Raw genomic sequence first — 19,092 nt, 5'->3', positions numbered from 1 at the left:
TTCCCACCAACATCCTACGGATTTTTAGTTAAACTGGTCTTTAATTAAAACACCAAGTGCACCGCCGATGGCTCCTGAAACTAGGATAAGCACCAATGAAGCAATGAGTTCCACAAGGTTTAAAATCAGATTCAAAACATTTGTACCTGAAGCAGAGCTTGTTGAATTTAGCGATGATACTGCTCCAGATGTTCCTGATCCAAGCAAACTACTTGCAGGTCCAAATGCACTGGCCAATATTGAAGCCACTCCCATGAATGCTAAAAATATGAATGCAGCAATTATACCTGCCAGTACCAGAACAACCAAACTTAAAAAACTGCCATTTATGTAGCCGTCATCAACAGTTTTAGAACCCCAAACCCCTGGAATGATTGACCCAACAAAAACCGAGATAACCAAGACCAATAATATATAAACTACAGCTGGAACAGCTTTAAAAGTAACTAAACCAATGAACAAAAAGCTTGTAATGAACATTACAATTATAAAAACAATTAAACCCAGGGTTACTGCTAAGAAATTTAGCCTAGCATTTATACGAACAATTAAATTTTCTTTATCCTTTAATGCTGCACCGCATGATTTACAGTATACTGCGGTTTCATTATTCTCCCTACCACATTTATCACATTTCAAAATTAAAAACCCCCCAAATATATTGTTAACTAAAATTTAGATTTAATTTACAACCATATATAATCATAGATACTGGACTGTTACAACTGATAATCAATGGATAAGGTTAGAATCTAAATTCTACCCTGTCATTCCATTAAGAAAAAGATTTAAGACTCATTTTATTAGAGTCTTAAAATTTTTAATTTGTTTAAATCCCCCTGAGATTTGCACGTACCTTTGATCTGGCCATGCATCCATTATTTAAACTTTATAAAGTTCAAAATCTATTTTCAGGCATGAAATACTCTAATAAACTATTATCCATATTTAGATTTATCGAAATACTCATAAAACCCATTTTTAAAATAAGAATTAAAATCATGGGGCTGTGAATCATACTTCTCAATGTTTTAATTACTCTATGATGAGAATGGATATGCCATGATTTAAGAATAAAATTAGACAATAATTAGTAGTGATAAGACTGTTTACTATGATATTAGTTCTAAATTTTACTATCACTTCTTTATACTAACTCATATACCTATTGACTTGATAACATTTATATAGAGATTAATTAAAACTACAGTATAACGGGGGGTATCTTATGAATATTGAAAGTAAATTTATTAAAACGAAAACAAGTTTACCAATTATATTTTTAGGTTTAATTTTGGTTTTTTCTATGGGTTTAAATACAGTTTCAGCTGCTACTTATTCTAATGTTTACGTGAATGTTGTGACTGGGAATGATAGCTGGAATGGTCAGTCATCTGTATGGCAATCAGGTGTTATAGGTCCTAAAAAATCTATAAAAAGTGCTACGGGGGCTGTGAGTAATAATGGGCAGATATATATTGCAAACGGGCAATACACTGGGACCCAAAATACAGGCATGACCATAACAAAAAATATGACACTCACTGGTCAAAATTTAACTAGAACTATCCTAACTGGAAGTTACATTTACCATATATTTGATATTAAGAAGGGTGTTATTTTTAATATCCAAAATATGACAATAACCAATGGAAAAACAGCCAATGGAAAGGCTGGTCTAAATGGTAATTCTGGCGGTGCTATCAGTAATAATGGGACGCTTATTTTGACAGATACCATTCTTTCAAACAACAATGCGGGTAATGGTGGTGCTGGGGCTTCAAGCAGCACGGGACTTGGAAAAAATGGAGGTAATGGAGGTAATGGTGGAGCTATTTATAATACTGGAAAACTAACTATAACCAACTCGCTACTCTCAAACAACGCTGCCGGTAATGGTGGAAACGGTGGTGATGCCGGTAAAGGAACTTATGGTGCTTTTTGTGGTGGTTCCGGTGGTAAAGGTGGTTCTGGTGGAGCTATTTATAATACTGGAACACTCACATTAACCAACACAGTTCTTTCAAATAACAACGCAGGCAATGGAAGTTATGGTGGTTGTGGAGGGAATTGTATCATGGGACCCGAGTATGGTGGTCTTGGAGGATTGGGTGGTTTTGGAGGTGCTGTTTACAGTACCGGAACAATCATCATGAGTGACACAATTCTTTCAAGTAACCTTGCAGGAACAGGTGGATATGGTGGACATTCTGGCCCCACATGTGTGAATGGAAGCGGTGGTTTTGGAGGTGTTGGTGGCTCTGGTGGAGCTATCTACAATACTGGAACACTCAACATAACCAGTTCCACATTCTCAAGTAATGCTGCTGGAAATGGTGGGAGAGGTGGAGATAATGGCGCTAGTTATGCTGATGTCCCTATTTATGGAGATGGGGGTGTTGGAGGTTTTGGTGGTGCTATCTATAACAACGGTACAATTACCATAGCAAGCACAAGCTTCTTAACCAACCAAGCGGGAATTGGGGGAAACGGTGGATTTGAAGCTAATGGTGGTAACGGTGGAGATGGAGGGGCTATTTACAATATAAAAACTCTCAACATAATCAGTTCTACATTTTCAAATAATGCAGCAGGAAATGGGGGAAATGGATACTACCAATATTGTGGCAATTATGCAGGCAAAGGTGGTTTTGGTGGGGCTATATACACTACGAAAACCCTCAATTTAACCAACACTACAATCTCAAACAATGCTGCAGGACATGAAGGCAGATGTTCTGACACCGCTACAGGACCTTACAGTTTTGGTGGTGCTATATACAATGCAGGCACATGTAATTTGCATTTTAATAAATTTTATGGAAACTCTGCATCTAAATCTGAAGTTTACCAAAAAATTGGTACAATGAATGCAGAAAATAACTGGTGGGGATCTAACAATTACCCGGACAGTAACATTATCACAGTAATTGATGGCTATGTTAACATTGATCCATGGATTGTGCTCAAAATCAGCAGTAGTAAAAACCCAATTAACCCTAGTGAATCAAGCATTATAACTGCTAACTTAAAGTATAACTCAAACAATCAAGATACTTCTAGTTTAGGAGCAGTTCCAGATGATGAAGTTTTTTTCACTTCTAATAATAACTTAGGTAATATATTGTCCACAAATAACATTATATACAGTGGATTAAATGCATTTGCAACATTTAGAGCAGGAAATACCTATGGAGACTCTATAATAAATGTTAAGGTTGATAATCAAACACTAAGTCTTTTAATCAACATAAGAGATTTAATTTCCCCAGTTGTTATAAATACCAATCCTGCTGACAATGCTGTAAATATCCCAGTAAACCCAATAATCAATATTAAGTTCAGTGAACCAATCAGATCAATAAATAATGGTATTGAATTAAAAAATAGCAGCGGAACATTAATTCCAATAACCAGTATTGTCAATGGAAACATGTTGACTATAAAGCCATTAAAATCTTTAAATGGTGATAAATATGTTGTAACGATTAATCCGGGTAGTATAACTGATCTTAATGGAAATTCTTTCAATTTTTACATGAGTAGCTTTACAGTAGATAGTATTCCTCCAGTTTTAAGTGCAAACCAAGCTAGTGGCATATCAAAAAGTAATATCAACGTTAAATTGTCGAGTGAATCCTGTGCTAAAATTTATTATAGAATAAACAACGGGTCATGGCACATGTTCATAGGCAGTGGAAACGTTTTAGTAAGCAATCAGGGAACTAACCATCTTGAATTTTATGCAGTTGATACTGCAGGTAATCCATCAACACATAAAATATGTACCTATACAATCGATAAAACAGCACCGAAAGTTATCCAAACCACCCCTAAAAAAGGTGCAATTGGTGTTTCAAGAACAGGTACCATCTATATCAAATTTAGTGAAAACATCAAAAACAGCACCAACTGGAACAGGATATACCTCAAAAATTTAAAAACAGGAAAAAAGGAGCTGATCAAAAAAACCATTTCTAAAAACACAATAAGTATTAAAATGAATTTGAAAAGGCAGGCTCAAAATCTCTATCAGGTTTATATTCCTGTAGGGGCAATAAAAGATACTGTGGGCAATAATTTTGCCACTTATTACACTTTCAAATTTAAAACAGGAAAACAATAAACATTTCCATTTTTTTTAATTTTCATTCGTTTTTTTTTTTAATAGGAAATTATTTTGTAAAAAAAAGATATGTTTACATTCTATAAATACTTAGAATATTCCAACAATTAAACCTATTAATACGATTAGTAGTTTAAAAAAAAATTAGGATGGGATCCAAGCTTAAAATTAAAAAAACCTATTTAGTTTCCCTTGAGATTTGCACGTACCGTTGATCTGGCCATGCCTCCAATTTCACCATCTTCAACTTCAAGACTTTTAAAGAATGAAGCATGAATGAGTTCATTGTTGAAGACCAGTGCAGAGCCTATGTAGAGGTCACTTGCAAATCTGTGATCAAAACCATATCCCACCGACTCATTTTTAGATTCATCACAGTCCTTGATGTCTTCAATGAATTTATGGGCAGCTTCAAGGTTTATGTTCATGGATGTTTTTTTATTGTCTTGAAACATGGAATCCAGGGCGTAGCTTTCAACAAGTTTCTTGTGGAGAACTTTGTAGGCTGATTTGTTTGAGATGATGTCCAATCCCATAATTTCACCGTTAATAAAGACTAGAAGTCCTGTTTGGCCTTCAACCACTTTAAAGGATTCCAAGTAGTCGGTCAGATCATCTTTGAATTCATCGTAAATATCAGTCATGGCGCTGGTGGGGGAATGTAGATCAGTTTTCCTTTCGATTTCATGAATGGCGTTCCAAAGTTCGCCCTGGTCTGAGAAGTGCTGACCGTACTCTTCAACAGATTTCTTCACAGAGACAGATTTCAAATTTCTGAGCTTGGAATGTGCCAGTCTGCTTGAATCCTGAAATTTACGGGATTTATAACTCCACCTTCCCTGTTCAACACAGCTCACAGGAATAACTGTTAAAGATCTTTCCTTTAAAAGTATGGTGGTATTTACAATTCTGTTCTGCTTTGCACCCACCAGTTCCTCCCCATCAAGGATAAGCACGGGAACATCGGCACTGTTATGAACCTTTAACTCAGAAACAGTTCCCATTTCATTCATTTCAGATATTTCCACCAGATCCGCCTTCAAAGCATTTGTTAACGTCATGTAATGAAGACTAGATTCATGGCTAGTAAAAACAGGTAAAACAGCCATGGATCCCTGGTGTTGGATTTCTCCAAATTCCAGTTCCTCAAAGTATTCGATTAAATCAGCATTCATAAAATCACACCCCTAATTCTTTTATTTTGAAATCCAAATATTTCTCGGGAATATTATCCCCAAAAAAACAAATCATACATACAACAGGTTAAAAAAAATAAAAAAAAATTGAATTGAAAAATCTATCCTTCTTTTACTTCGTCATGTTTACTGTGGCATGGTATATTGCGTCTGATGTGTCTCCACCACTAAACACGGAATCAAAAATGTAAACATCAACCTTTGCAGGTGTACCTTTATCGTAGAGTGAATCCATACCATTTACCTTGTAAACCTGACCTGCAGTTACGTTGTTGATGTTCCATACAAGTGGAGATTTTTCAATGATTGCACCGCTTGAATCGTACCATACAGTGGCCATTTCAAGGTAACCTATATCTTTATTTGGTACCACAACTGCATTGATGTCGTAGCCTCCGTAGCCTGATGATTTCACAGTCAAGTTGGTGACATTTATTTTTGGCTGGTCAGATGTGCTGTTACCACTACTCGTACAGCCACTTACACCTACAATTGCTAAAACAATTAACACTCCCAGTACTAAACTAATGTTTTTTAAACCCCATTTCATCTTAATTCACCTCTAAACCCAATGTTTTATGATTAACAAAAAAATCTATTTCCTTAAAACTGCCAATAAACCAGCTAAACCTAAGAGCACAGCACCTAGAACACCGAATAATGATATGCTGATTAGAAGCCATACTGCACTTACAATTAGGATGATTCCTCCCCATTTGGGATTCTGCAATACGTAGGCAGATCCTATTAGACCCACGATGGATGCTATAACTGCACTTGCACCTAGACTTGCAACACTGGGTGCGAAAGCCGAGAACATCAGGGCAAAAACTCCTCCTAAAAGTCCGAAAATGCCTCCAAGTATTCCTAGTACGAGTTCAACTGTTCTGGAAGTCTTCTTAATTTCAACACTATCCATTGATTCGCCACATTTTTTACAGAATGTAGCACCATTAGTATTTTCACTTCCACATTTTTTACAATATGTCATATATTCACCTCTAATTAACATTAAACGTATGATATATTTAATGTTTACTATTGACAAAAAATGGAAATAATTATAATGTACATAAAACATATACAAAGATAAATTAAAACAATGACAAGAAAAGTAAAAACCAAAAATTAAGGTGATTCAAAATATTTGTAACCAAAACATTCGACAAATTAGTAAAATACGTACTAAAAACCTGCGATATAGATACCAGCTTCAAAGTCGTAGTACTGGATGAAACAGAATCACAAACATTTTTCAATGAAAGAATCAGCTACGGCAAATACCTAGATGAATATTTGGGTGCAGCAATTAAATCCCCGGAACATGGCTGCGAACCATTATCGTACATAGCCTGTTCAATACCCTGCAAAGCCAATCAAATCTACATCAAAAAAATCAAGGAAGAACTAAATCCAGACGAACTACAAACCTTCAACTCAACAACCAAATTCATGCAACAATTATTCCAATCCTACACAGCTGAACATCTCATACTCCTTAACGATGAAAATTTTTCAAGCGTTATAAACGTAAAAAGACCCAGTATCTTGGCACACGAAGCCTACCACATAGTGGAGTATGAAACCTTTGATCAAACACACACAGGAGAAGAAATCGATGAATATGCCCAGAAGCTGGTGGAACTCTACTACCTATCATTAAAAGATGATGAAATTGAGGGGGAATACGATAAGATCTGTTCCACAAAAAAGGGAAACAGAAAATACGGTAGATTAAGAATAATCACCAATTTTCACATGAAATAAAGAAACCATTGGGCAAGATTAGGTGCAACTCTCTTTTTTTAGAAATACTTACTTTAAAATTCAACTTCCTCAATTATTTAAGGTTATTTAAGAGATTTTGATGATTTAACTGTTTCAATGAAATAAGTTCCAATTTTATAACGAATTTCAAAAGAGAATTTTCATATTTTATAATAATTAGGAGCAATATAATAATATTAAAGAAAAATTTCCTTACAAATCAAAAAGAACATTTCAGGTTATGGATCTGTAATTTAGATTGATAACGTGTCTGAAACTTTTGAATAATGGAGGAGGTTAATTATATGGTTGAAATAAAGTGGACCTCAGTGAGAAGGGGTCTAATAATATCATTAATACTATGGGCCATACTCCGAGATATTGCGGGTGATGCTGGGGGAATAATTGGATTTTTCATTGCAACAGCATACGTAGGATACAATGTTGGAGAAGGTTATAAGAATGGAGCAATTCATGGTGCCCTTGTTGGTGTTGTTGGAGGAGTTGTAGGCACCCTAATAATATTAATATTATACCTCCTGGGATTTGGTGCCCTTGCAAAAGAATTATGGCCAGTCACAAGCTTATTACAGGCTCTTATAGCCATAATTATATACGCCCTAATTGGAGCTGTAGGGGGTACAATAGGCTCAATTTTCAACAGAACACCCTAAACCACGAAATGGAACAGAACAATAAACTGTTTGCATTAAAGATAACTCAAAATTTGCAGTTTATTAGAGATAGATAAACCACACAATTTTCCATTTTTTTAATAACTTGGTGTAAAAGATCATTAGCTTTCTTTTCCTTAATCAAATTTTCATGATAATTATGTGGCCATTGGTGCATATCACATATTTAAATTTTGTATATTCATAATTAAACAGTAATCCACCCTTCAATAATTAATTGATTCGTATTAATTCTTTTTAATGATTAAAAATATGATAAATTCAACTTTAAACGAGAAAATATGATAGATTAGGGATCATAACCTATGTGCGGTGAATATAACTCAATCATATATGAAATGGAACTATTTTAACAACAATTTTACTAAAATTTATAAAGGAGTTTAATGATAACTATTTAAAAATGGGGGTTGGTTAAATGAAAAGAAATATACTATTTTTAGCAGTTTTAATATCATTTTTTATCTTTGTTCCAACTGCATCGGCAGTTGACAGTACTGATATTGTTATTTGTGATGTAAACCATAAATATGCTGGAAATCATGCCAATTTAAATATTGAGGGATATGTAGAGAATTCGGGAGATTGGGACTCACCTGACTATTGGGGTACACCAGACGGTTATGTGAAATTAAAGGTTGTAGGAAAAAATTTCACCAAGGAATCTAATCAATACACCTCAAACGGGGATTTTTATTTTAGTATTCCAGTGAACTCTGGAAAATATTCATATTTTGTAAGATATGCTGGAAACTCGATGTTTGGATCTTCATCCTACAATAACGCATACACGATTCCAAAAGGGAATTCTACATTATCACTAAACATGAAATTGGGAATAAAAAAATTAACTCTAACAACGAAATTAACTGATCTAAACTCTAAAACACCAATATCTGGAATAATCCAAACTAAGTTGGGTGCTAAAACTTATTTTACTAAAACTAATTCCCAAGGTATTGCTACCTTTACTATTCCTGCTTCTTCTGGAAAACAAAACTTATTGGTTTCTTTCATTGGATCCAATATTTACAACGGAAAAAACAGGACCCTAAATTTTTCCATATCACCCAACACCATTATAATATCAAAAAATACCACAACATTTGTTAAGTATGTCGAGGACAACAACTATCTCTACAAAAAATATGCTAAAATTACTAAAAACTATTTATTCAGTGGATTAGTAAAAACCAGTGAAAAATACAGTTACCAAAAAATCAACTCCCTTAGAACCGTTAATTTTGGAAGCGGAACTTCACATCAGATAGTTAAAACCTATCCTGATGGGTATCTAGAAGTTGACAAGTACAGCTATATTAATCAAATTGGAATTTATGATTACATAAACTACGACAACAGATACTTAGACTACATTAAAATATGTTACAATAACGGCAAAACAAAACTAATTACCTGCACACACTACTACAGTGATTACTGGATAATCAGCAGCATAGGAGTATCTAAAATTAAGTTTTATTTCTACTGCTAACCTTTAATCATTAATTCTTTTTTGATTTTTTTGGACTATATAAAATTTAAAATCTTATATAACATCATGATTTCCACTTTAGAGGGGTTTTTGTAATTTAATTATTTTTTTATTCAGTAACCTTTTTTTGAAACTGTTTAATTACAAAATTTGAAGAAGGTAGAACTAATGGTTCAATTCATTCTATTTTTTTTAATATGCCCTAGAAATTGGTAGAGTTATATTATTTATCATTAAAATATGATGAAATTGGGAGAGGAATACACTAAAATTTGTTCAACAAAAGAAAGGGAAACCGAAAGGGTAGATTAAGAATAATCACCAAATTTAGGTGAATCGAGGGTAAAGATAATTAAACCAAACCATTTTTTTTAATATCTCCTATTGTATTCAAAACTAAATCCTTAAACTTATTCCATTCATCACTTTGCAGATTTCTCTTTAGATCAAACATAAATCCGCCATTAATCTTGATAAAATTGTCAATTGTCAATGCTTTTGAAATAAATTTATCAACTACTTCATCACCGTTTTCAACTTTTTTTATGATACTATTAATGGTGGAATACATTATTTGTCCATTTGCCCTTAAATTTGAATATCCTTGCAACAAACTAACATTTTTATTATCTATTTTAACATTCAAAGAGAATCCTTTGGTTCCCCAATTGATTATTAAATCGTTTTCAGAAGCAAATTTGAAAAGTAAAATAAAAAAATTCTTTCCATAAGTATCTACATTTTCTAAAAAAGTATCTTTTGTTAAATATTGAGTTTTTCCACCCTTTGATTGGATTTCTGCTGATTGTCCAATGATTCTGGATACCAATGTTTTTGTTTGTTCTTCTTCAGCTAAATATTGTTTAATTTCTACACCTAAAACTTCTGTTTTATCCATTTGATTGTTTAAGAATTCTATAATTGTTTGAAGTTCTTTAGGTATTTCATCTGCAACAAAAAGTAGTCTGATTTTTCCATTTTTTAAATTAGATTCTAAATTATTCCAATATACATTTTCATTCATATCTTCATCTAAAAAATCATCTATAAGAGTTATATCATCATATTTTGAAATTAATGTATTTTTAATTTCTTCAAAAGGTAAATAAGACACTATATTTGCTGCATAATCTAACATTTGTGCTACTACTTCTCTCCGTAATCTTGTATCACAACTTCTTTTAACTTCGACCAATGTGGGAATACCATCTTGATCCAGAAAAAAATGATCTAAAGACAATAATTTATTTCCTTCTTCTTCAAAGGGGATTCCAAGTTCTCTTTTAACCAATAGCCATTTTCGAGGATTTTCACTATTAATTTGATCGCCAGGCATTAAATCAGGATATTCTTCAATTAAATCTTGAAAATCAAGTTCATTTACATACTTCTTTTCATCCATAGCAACTAATTTTTCCTTATTTTTAATCATGAAAATTTTACTTGACATTCAATCACTCCACTATCAATTATTCAATTTTAATCAACTAAGGTTCAAATTTAAACAATTTTTTAACTGTTCATAAAATACAAATTCACTATTTATCAATGAGATTCCAATTAACATTTCCACAGTTACATTTAACAACTTCTGCACGTGGTCCTTGTGTAATTAGATGTAAAAGAGTTCCACATTCCGAACATTTAAAGATTGAAAATAGATCGTGGAAAGTTTCCACAACAGGTTTAAAGTCTTCATGTGTGAAGTCAGCCCACTGATTATAATGTACAGCCGGATTAATAGCCCAACGTTCCATATTCAAACGTTTAAAAACATCCTTTGAAAATAGTTCAACTTCCTTCAATTTTTCCAGTTCTTCATTATTTCCCCAGGAATTTGCAGCTGATTTAGCATGTTTCAGTTGAGTTTTATACTCGGATAATGCTCCAGTTAATAAATCTCCAAGCTCGTATTGTCCATTAAAATTGAATTTAACAGGCGCTCTAAGTGATGCACAAACTTGTGTAAAATATTCTTCAGATCCTCTTCTAAGCTTAGCAGCAGCAGATGGTATGTCATTTTTGTTTAGATCAGTATTTATTAACTCCCAAATGTCACCAAACACATTTATTGAGGGTCCATTCTGGATTGTCCAATTGGAAAATTCTATCCTATTTTTGGCTTTAATAACACCTTCAGATTGTAACTGTCTGGCCCATGTCTGATCATGGGTAGTTATGAAAAATTGTTTTCCTTTAAAGAATTCTGCTAGCATATGGCATATTTGACGACGATGAGGAGCATCTACACTCATCATAACATCATCCAAAATTATTATATCTATGTATCCTGTGGTGAGTCTTTCAGCCAAGGCAAGATAAAGGCAGATTCCCATACTGTCTTGATGTCCTTCACTATGCATTGCATTTGGAGGATTCACACCCTTTCCATGAAAATCAACTTTAAAAGTTACTCCTGCACCATCTGAAACAATTTGGGCATCAAAGTTCTTCTCATCAATTCCATGAAGTTCCTTGTAAAGTTCAACAAAACGGTCCTTAATTTCTGTAAATAATTTATCCAATACAGAATTTCTTGACTCTAAAAAGGTGTTTAACAGAATTTCAGCTTTGTAATAAGATTTAAAAGATTTATTGAAATCATCCCGGGAAATTTCATAGTTATTCAGATTTTCTTCAAGCCTTGTGAGATTATCCCAAGCAGTTAGCTCCTTTGAAGGTTCTGGAGTTTTTTTAACTGCGATGCTGTAAATTCCCTCTAAAACCTTATCTATATGCTCTGGGGAAAAAGTAACACTAACCTTTTCACTGTCTATTTTTGAGGTAAAATAGGTTTCATCCTCAATGGAAGATAATAATTCTTTTAAACTATCCAACCAATGGTTCAAGATATCCTTTTCATTATTTAATTCTAATTTGTCAGTAGCTTTTATGATTTCATTCAAACTTGCCGTTTTTAAGTTTATATCATTAATAAGACATTCAGTTAGTTTTTCTATTTTATCTAACTTTTCGGATGCTCCTTTAAGTTCATCTATTTTATTGTTTAAATGGGTTTTAAGATCTCCTTTTTTCCATGGCTTATCACAAAGTGGGCATTTACCTTCCGGATTAATTAATTGAATTCCAAGCCGTGTAAGTTTGAGTTGTTCGTTTGATTTTTTTAAATTAGGATTTGAATTAATATCCTCAATTAATTCATGTAACTCAAGGATTATTTTACTTATTTCTTTTTGATTTTCGTCAGATATTAACTCTGAAAGATTTTCAATATCCTTTTTTAACAGATCAAGATTTAAACCAGAGTTTGAAACAGGATTTTGAGATTTAATGTCCAATTTTAATTGTTCGGAACTAAGTATTTCTAAAGGTTTTCCACCCAATATTTTTCTGTTTAAATTTGTAAAGGCAAGAATTTTTGAAGAGTCAAAAGTATCAATTCCTATATTGTTACATAATGTGCTAGTTATGGTTTTAAGAGCACTTTCTTTGGCTGTGTGATTAGTTTTTAGGGTATTTTTAATTTGGTTAAGTATGCTTCTTGTTTTTTCAACGTCTGTAATTTTAAGAAGGGTTTGAATTTGTTTTCCACGTGTACTAGAATCTGCATTGACATAATTAAGTATTTCACGGCGGGTTAAAACATGCTGTCCGCGACTAGCTAACTCTAAAACAGGTTGTAAATTATCTCGAACTGAATCAGTACATATCAAATTGTTGGGAGAATCTAAAGTTCTTTGTATTTCAATGGGTTCTTCAACACCATGAATTTGGACTACTGCACGAACCTTAGCATCTTGAGGGGAATGATCAATGTGTGGGCCATGTTTTTTTAGATTAATTCCTTTTGTGCCTTTACCTGTCATACGAGATATCTGTCCAGTTAAAAGAAAGTCCACAGCATCTACAACAGCACTTTTTCCAGATCCATTTGGGCCTATTATCATAAAATTTTTCCCTGCAGGATTTATTTTAAGATTTTTAATGCCCCTAAAATTTGTGATCTCAAGTTCAAGAACTTTCATGATAAAAACCTCAATCAGTGAAAAGATCTATAATTTCCTCGGGATTAATTGGCTCATATTTAACAATTGATATTAAATTTTCAATTGTTTCAGAATCAAATTCAGAATTACTCTTTAGTTTTAAAATCACATCTGCCCATATATCATCTAAAACTGTTTTAGGAACGTTAGTTTCTTTGATGTTTATACCCCCCCGTTGTATTCAAATTAATAAAGTTTAAATGAGTTTCATATCCAACTCCGAGAGAACATCCGTTAATTCAATATGTTCAATGTTGGGATTGGTTTTCAATGCAGATCTGAATTTGTTGTCATAACCTCTACTTACAACGATACCTTTAACAGATTTACCAGTAGGTTTGTGATCCATCACCCAACCCATGTAACCTGAAATTTGTCCGAATGTGTTTCTGTTTGCCTTGTTAATTTTTAACTCGATTACAACAAAATTTCCTTCATTTTTATCTTTACATAGAAGATCTATTATTCCGTCATCTCCACGACATCTCTCTTGACGGCTAACGATTTCCAAATCATGATTGAATCTTTTAAATATGTTAATATTTTGTTCTAATTTATCTTCAACTTCTTTTTCTGTACGAATTTGAGAGATAAGCTTTTCACGATCGAATCCTTTCATAAAATTAGCAAAATCAGGATTTTTGTCAATTAACAAATCAGTTAAATGTTTCCAATATTTTTCTTCAGTTTTATAAGATAAACGATGGAATAATGCATTTAATGCATTCCAACCTTCTAAATAAGGGTCATTACGCATTTCAGATAATTCTAAAGAATTTTCAAATTTGTAGAGTGGAATAAAATCGCAACCATATTCCCAACCATTTTCAACAGTTTCTTCAAGATCTTCTAGGGGATAAGCATCGCTTCGAGCCATAATTAGATATTTTATATCTTGATAGGTGGTTCCTTTCTTTTTTCCTGCCCTATAAAGTAATATAAGGTCTCCTGCAAAGGTATCCTTATGGCATGTCCACATTGTACCCGGATCCAATGAAATTCCCGGGTCAAGCTCACTTCTCTCTGATCCATCCGGGTTTAGATAATATTCTGCTTTAGTTGACCATTGCCAGTATTGAGGTTTCTTCTGGGGAGAAATTGTAATGATTTCGTTTGTCTCTTCAATCCAGTTTAAATACTCCTGAACTCTTTGAGATTTGTTGAAAAGATCTAAAATCTTATTCTTTCTCACCATTTCTACAAATTTTTTGTAATACTGGATAGATTTCTCTTTGTCGTTCAAATCTTTATACAGATTACCAATTTGATATAAAATTTCTGGATCATCAGGATACAAACTTTGCATATATCCAAACGTATTTAAAGCATCTTCGGGCTGATTTAAATCTCTTAAAAATTCTCCTTTGCTATTCAATAAACTATAATCTTCTGGATCTATTTTTAAACCCTTTTCAAGCTGATCTATAGCATTTTGTTTTCTTCCTAAATTCCAAAGTGCTAGTGATTTCCACCAAATAGTTTCATTATTTGTGGGATCGATTGCAAGAGATTTATCATAAAATTCTATGGATGCTGAATATTCTTCTAATAGTGCTAAACTCAAACCTTTGAGGGATAATAATTCAGGATCTTTTTTGTACTTTTTAAGAGCAAAATTTACACATTTTATAGCTTCATCAGATTTTTCAATATAATTCAAAGTCCTAATTTTATTTGTTAAAGAAAAGTAATGTGTTGAATCTAGTTTTAAAGCATCGTTAAAATAATTTAAGGCTTTATTGAGCTCATCTTCTTCAAATAGTATCTGACCTTTTAATTGTAGGGTATCAGGATTTTTAGGATCCAACTTTAGACTTATATCAATATTTTTATTTGCTTCACTATCTTTTCCCAATCCATACAATGTATTTCCTTTGTTATAATAAGCCATTGAATCTTTAGGATCTAATGAAATTATTGTATCGTAATAATTTAATGCATTTTCAAAATCATCAAGTTTGATCAATATATATCCCTTAAGAAAATTTGCTTCAATATTTTTTGAATCAATTTTTAATGCACTATCTACAAATTCTAACGCTTTAACAAAGTTTTCATTATCTATTTCTTGGTTTGTTTTATCAATAAAACTTTCAATAATTTAAATCCCCCCATTTAAATTTGTATTTAAAAAATTACTGATATTTACAATGGAATACATAGATGATTAAAATATTTCAAGGTACACTAGGAAACCTTTTAGATGATTTGTTATCTTTACAAAAGGTTGTAAAGTCACATGCATCACAAGTTCTCTCATCCGGATTAGGGCTCCATGACGATTGTATATCCTGTCCATTCACTTCCATGAGTATGCTTTTTTCAATATCTGCCACCACATAATCAAATTCCTTAAGCGAAGTTTCAAGATTATCATACTCAACTGGAATGATCCGTATGGATCGTAAACTCTTTAGAGAATCTGAAATTTTAGGAGGTTTATGATGTGGATTCCAGTTTAAAATATTCTTAAGATCGTCGGCAAAGGGTTTTATATCAGTTTTTCCAGTTTCAACATCTTTTTTAAGTTCCTTTAAATCCTCTTTAAAGAGTGATAACTCGTTTAAATAGAATAGTATTCCAATAAGTACAGGTCTGGATTCAGGTTGCATGGATCTTAACCATGAATATGTTAAGACTTGCCAGTTATGATGGTTCCATGATGGAGAGTCTAGTTGTGGTCTTTTCATACCTTTGTAATCAACAATTATTTCATATTCTGGTTTATCGAGTTTTTCAAGTTTGTACTGGAACGCAGGATCGTTGTGTAAATATTTTATTATGAGATTTTTGTCACTTGCCTCATCGATCTTAACAGAACTTAAAACATCAATGATACCTTTGATTCCATAGTAGTTAGAACGGCTCTGATCCTTTTCGTAGTTGGGCATGTCCCTTATGCCTTTGAGTTTAACTTCTGAATCATCTATGAGTGGAAATAGGTGGGGTCCCCATGTGTTTATAGAGGCTTCGGCCCGTATACTTGCTGCTAACTTATGTGGATGGTCATGATCTGGACACAAACCAAGTTCTTCAGTTTCTTCGTGAAATGGACAGAAAAGATTTGCAGGTGGTTGCATTCCCCTTGCCCTCATCATTTTGTCTATGGATAGTTCAATGTCTCTAATTTGGGTTTTCCAGTCCCAAGGAAAATCCTTCCAATCATCATCTTCCTTCCATCTAAGGTAGGCTTCTTCCATCACACCATGAATAAAATTACCGAACCATAACTGTATTGGCATGGCCGGTGGAAGTGTTCCTTTATTTTGGTAACGATACTGGAGGCCACATGTAAGATATGCTAAAAGATCACCTGTAAGGCTGTACTCTGGAATTATGTAGGGTTTTGAACGTACTGAAAGACTCATAATATACACCTTAAATTTTTATAATATTATTTAGACCTCTCCAATGCCATTTACCATCCCGGGACCAGCCTGTCCCAATGTTTGGAAGATCATTAAGTTTATTCTTAGTTTTATAACCATTTTCAAGGGTATCTAAACCAATTAGTAATAAAACGTCCTGTGCTCTGCTAAATGCGACGAAGTAATGTCTGATCAGATCATCAAATGCACGATCCTTACCTGATCTATCTGGAATGTCTAGAGGGGAACATTTACGGATCAGATCTTCCAAGTCACATGTTTTTCCACCTTCATTTGGAAAACGTTTAAATGCATTTTTATGATGATCCATCTTAAAATCTGAACCAACATCAACAATTACCAATGGAAATTCCAATCCCTTAGATTGGTGTATGGACATGATGTTGATCCTGTTATCTGGAAGTGTGTCAAGCAAACTCTCTTCAACTTCGATTGCACCAGTGGCAATTGGAACAAAAATATTCCAATAAGCTTCTTTAATTGAATTGTACTCCAAATCATGGAATTTTTTATCAAAAACAATGTTTCCCCCGAAACTACTGAAAATTCCAATCTGTGAAATGGTTCGAGTCACTGCTTCAAGGTAAACCAGACCTTCAACATCATTTTGCATGCTAGGTATCCATGTAACAAGTTTATAGGCCAAGTCCAATAGTGCAACATCTTTGGACCATTTTTTCTTGCCCAAAGGTTGACGATTTTGCCAAGCTGTAACAAAATCTTTAAGCCCAAGATGATCTTTGGGAGCAGGATCTGTTTCAATGTACTCCGTGGCGGTTTTTCTCCAAGATTCAAATCTTCTTTGAGCAGTTTTTGGAAGTTTTTCAATAGATGCTTGAATGGTTGAACATGGATCAACACATTTCAATAACAAACCACACAAAACACTTGCTTCCCAAGTTCTTTCTAGATTTTGGCCCCTTGGATTAAAAACAGATAATGGATGATTAGCATTCTCCAAATCTTCCCTTAAATAATGGGCCAAACGTTTCTTCTTAAATGAATTAATTTCTAATGGAGAACTCATTAAAACAGCAATATCTGTGGGAGATCCTTCCATTGGATCTACTTTTATAACATACTCTTTTCCACAATGTTCAAACTTGAATCCGTCTCCATGAATTATTTCTTTTACAAACTTTGTTAGATCCTTTGATAAAGTTTCTACATCACTTCTAAACATGCCTAATACTGGAAATTCTGTGCTAGCTTTTCTTGCAGGTTCAATTGGTGGTTTTCCCTTAACCCTTGCTGGTTGAAAGGCCCCATCTAAAACAGAAAATTCGTTACAAAAATCTACGATGTTACAAGTTGAACGATAGTTCTTAGAGAGGTAGATCAATTCAGGATCAATTTTTAGTTCTTTAAATATCCTGGTTTTAAAGTTGGTGAAGAGATCAACCGTTGCTCCCCTGAATCTGTAGAGGGACTGATCATCGTCACCCACAACAGTCAAGTTTCCACCATTTTTTAAGGCGGCCTTTCCAATTTCAAAGTAGATCTGTTCTTGTAAAAGGTTTGTATCTTGATACTCATCAACCAAAACTAATTTGATATCCTTTAGAAAACTTTCCAATTTATTATCCCTTAACTTATCAAGAAAATCAGCTTCAATTAATGAAAAATCGTATAGCAATTTTTCATCCAATTCTGTTAGATAATCATTAATAACTGCATAGGCTACTTTAACGCCTGGATCTTCGTCTTTTGAAAATTCATCCCAAAAAACCTGATCATAGTACACCCGATCCTTAATTTCTAATAAACATCTGCACATCTCATTGGTGTTTAAACCAAAGGAAGAGCCTCCTCTGATTTTTATCAGGAAATTTCTAAGATCTTCGTTGTGATGTTTTTCATCCTTAAATAAACCTGCCCTCATCATCAATGCATTTGAAACAAACTCGTCGATCACCACTGGTGGAGGTGAGCCTGGAGCTCGATGATTCCTTAAAACTTCTTCAGAGATGCTGTCCAACGTACCTGTGACTATTTGGTTAAAATCAAGCTTTTTAAGTTTACTATGCAAATCAGCAAATTCAGGATCATTTAATAACTGCTGCTTGAGTATGTCACCCCAACTCAGAATTCTGGATCTTAATTCAGCAGCAGCTTTACGGGTAAAAGTTGTTGCAAGAATGTTTCCAGGGTTAACATCATCCACATAGATAAATTTCAATATTTTCAACACCATGACGGTGGTTTTACCACTGCCAGGTCCTGCTACGATGAATTGAGATTGATCAGTTGGGGCTGAGATTGCTTTATTTTGATCAGGGTTTACAATTAATCGTATGTCACGGTTGAGATTTTTGACCACTAACTGTTCAAACATATTCAAATTTATCATATTTTTACGTTCCTTAAATTAATAACAATATTATAAATTTAATCTCAATAACAATATTTTATATTTA

Annotated in this window: 13 protein-coding genes; 4 read left to right on the top strand and 9 right to left on the bottom strand. The window is 33.3% G+C overall.

Going from position 1 to position 19,092, the window contains the following annotated elements:
* Positions 1-24: 24 nt before the first annotated feature.
* Positions 25-639 carry a zinc ribbon domain-containing protein gene (locus METBO_RS07810; protein ID WP_013645151.1) on the bottom strand — a complete coding sequence of 205 codons (615 nt, stop codon included), beginning with the start codon at positions 637-639 and terminating at the stop codon, positions 25-27.
* A gap of 589 nt (positions 640-1,228) precedes the next feature.
* Here METBO_RS07810 and METBO_RS12820 point away from each other — a divergent pair.
* Entirely contained in the window at positions 1,229-4,126 is a 2,898-nt protein-coding gene (locus METBO_RS12820; RefSeq protein ID WP_013645150.1) for an Ig-like domain-containing protein, read from the top strand.
* 182 nt (positions 4,127-4,308) lie between these two features.
* Here METBO_RS12820 and METBO_RS07800 read toward each other — a convergent pair whose 3' ends face one another.
* The 3 genes from METBO_RS07800 to METBO_RS07790 form a co-directional block, all read right to left on the bottom strand.
* Positions 4,309-5,301 (bottom strand): ARPP-1 family domain-containing protein, encoded by a 993-nt coding sequence (locus tag METBO_RS07800; protein ID WP_013645149.1) that lies wholly within the window; start codon positions 5,299-5,301, stop codon positions 4,309-4,311.
* 133 nt (positions 5,302-5,434) lie between these two features.
* Entirely contained in the window at positions 5,435-5,872 is a 438-nt protein-coding gene (locus METBO_RS07795) for a hypothetical protein (RefSeq protein WP_013645148.1), read from the bottom strand.
* Positions 5,873-5,917: 45 nt separating this feature from the next.
* The gene (locus METBO_RS07790) at positions 5,918-6,313 is read right to left on the bottom strand and encodes a zinc ribbon domain-containing protein (RefSeq protein ID WP_013645147.1); all 396 of its coding nucleotides are present in this window, start codon (positions 6,311-6,313) and stop codon (positions 5,918-5,920) included.
* Between the two features lie 305 nt (positions 6,314-6,618).
* Here METBO_RS07790 and METBO_RS07785 point away from each other — a divergent pair, with 305 nt between their 5' ends.
* The 3 genes from METBO_RS07785 (at position 6,619) to METBO_RS07775 (ending at position 9,279) form a co-directional block, all read left to right on the top strand.
* Positions 6,619-7,089 (top strand): hypothetical protein, encoded by a 471-nt coding sequence (locus METBO_RS07785; protein ID WP_013645146.1) that lies wholly within the window; start codon positions 6,619-6,621, stop codon positions 7,087-7,089.
* Positions 7,090-7,394: 305 nt separating this feature from the next.
* Entirely contained in the window at positions 7,395-7,763 is a 369-nt protein-coding gene (locus tag METBO_RS07780) for a DUF5518 domain-containing protein (RefSeq protein ID WP_013645145.1), read from the top strand.
* Between the two features lie 439 nt (positions 7,764-8,202).
* Positions 8,203-9,279: a hypothetical protein gene (locus tag METBO_RS07775; RefSeq protein WP_013645144.1), complete on the top strand. Its 1,077-nt coding sequence runs from the start codon at positions 8,203-8,205 to the stop codon at positions 9,277-9,279.
* Between the two features lie 352 nt (positions 9,280-9,631).
* Here METBO_RS07775 and METBO_RS07770 read toward each other — a convergent pair whose 3' ends face one another.
* The 5 genes from METBO_RS07770 to METBO_RS07750 all read right to left on the bottom strand — a co-directional run bounded on the left by METBO_RS07770 (position 9,632) and on the right by METBO_RS07750 (position 19,010).
* Positions 9,632-10,729: a hypothetical protein gene (locus METBO_RS07770; RefSeq protein ID WP_013645143.1), complete on the bottom strand. Its 1,098-nt coding sequence runs from the start codon at positions 10,727-10,729 to the stop codon at positions 9,632-9,634.
* Positions 10,730-10,817: 88 nt separating this feature from the next.
* Positions 10,818-13,265 carry an AAA family ATPase gene (locus METBO_RS07765; RefSeq protein ID WP_013645142.1) on the bottom strand — a complete coding sequence of 816 codons (2,448 nt, stop codon included), beginning with the start codon at positions 13,263-13,265 and terminating at the stop codon, positions 10,818-10,820.
* Between the two features lie 217 nt (positions 13,266-13,482).
* Complete coding sequence (locus tag METBO_RS07760; RefSeq protein ID WP_265101221.1) at positions 13,483-15,351, bottom strand: endonuclease NucS domain-containing protein; 1,869 nt, start codon at positions 15,349-15,351, stop codon at positions 13,483-13,485.
* 112 nt (positions 15,352-15,463) lie between these two features.
* Positions 15,464-16,654, bottom strand: a complete 1,191-nt coding sequence (locus METBO_RS07755; RefSeq protein WP_013645140.1) for a PD-(D/E)XK nuclease family protein — start codon at positions 16,652-16,654, stop codon at positions 15,464-15,466.
* A gap of 10 nt (positions 16,655-16,664) precedes the next feature.
* Positions 16,665-19,010: a DEAD/DEAH box helicase gene (locus METBO_RS07750; RefSeq protein WP_227717209.1), complete on the bottom strand. Its 2,346-nt coding sequence runs from the start codon at positions 19,008-19,010 to the stop codon at positions 16,665-16,667.
* Between the last annotated feature and the right edge of the window lie 82 nt (positions 19,011-19,092).

Origin of the sequence: Methanobacterium lacus, assembly GCF_000191585.1 — an archaeon.
Lineage (GTDB): Archaea > Methanobacteriota > Methanobacteria > Methanobacteriales > Methanobacteriaceae > Methanobacterium_B > Methanobacterium_B lacus.
Note: the sequence above shows the minus strand (reverse complement) of the source record. Positions and strands in the feature narration are given on the sequence as shown.

Excerpts from the sequence above, each read along its gene's own strand:
- METBO_RS12820 (WP_013645150.1), top strand. The coding sequence starts at position 1,229 with ATGAATATTGAAAGTAAATTTATTAAAACGAAAACAAGTTTACCAATT.
- METBO_RS07800 (WP_013645149.1), bottom strand. The coding sequence starts at position 5,301 with ATGAATGCTGATTTAATCGAATACTTTGAGGAACTGGAATTTGGAGAA.
- METBO_RS07795 (WP_013645148.1), bottom strand. The coding sequence starts at position 5,872 with ATGAAATGGGGTTTAAAAAACATTAGTTTAGTACTGGGAGTGTTAATT.
- METBO_RS07790 (WP_013645147.1), bottom strand. The coding sequence starts at position 6,313 with ATGACATATTGTAAAAAATGTGGAAGTGAAAATACTAATGGTGCTACA.
- METBO_RS07780 (WP_013645145.1), top strand. The coding sequence starts at position 7,395 with ATGGTTGAAATAAAGTGGACCTCAGTGAGAAGGGGTCTAATAATATCA.
- METBO_RS07775 (WP_013645144.1), top strand. The coding sequence starts at position 8,203 with ATGAAAAGAAATATACTATTTTTAGCAGTTTTAATATCATTTTTTATC.
- METBO_RS07770 (WP_013645143.1), bottom strand. The coding sequence starts at position 10,729 with ATGTCAAGTAAAATTTTCATGATTAAAAATAAGGAAAAATTAGTTGCT.
- METBO_RS07765 (WP_013645142.1), bottom strand. The coding sequence starts at position 13,265 with ATGAAAGTTCTTGAACTTGAGATCACAAATTTTAGGGGCATTAAAAAT.
- METBO_RS07755 (WP_013645140.1), bottom strand. The coding sequence starts at position 16,654 with ATGAGTCTTTCAGTACGTTCAAAACCCTACATAATTCCAGAGTACAGC.
- METBO_RS07750 (WP_227717209.1), bottom strand. The coding sequence starts at position 19,010 with ATGTTTGAACAGTTAGTGGTCAAAAATCTCAACCGTGACATACGATTA.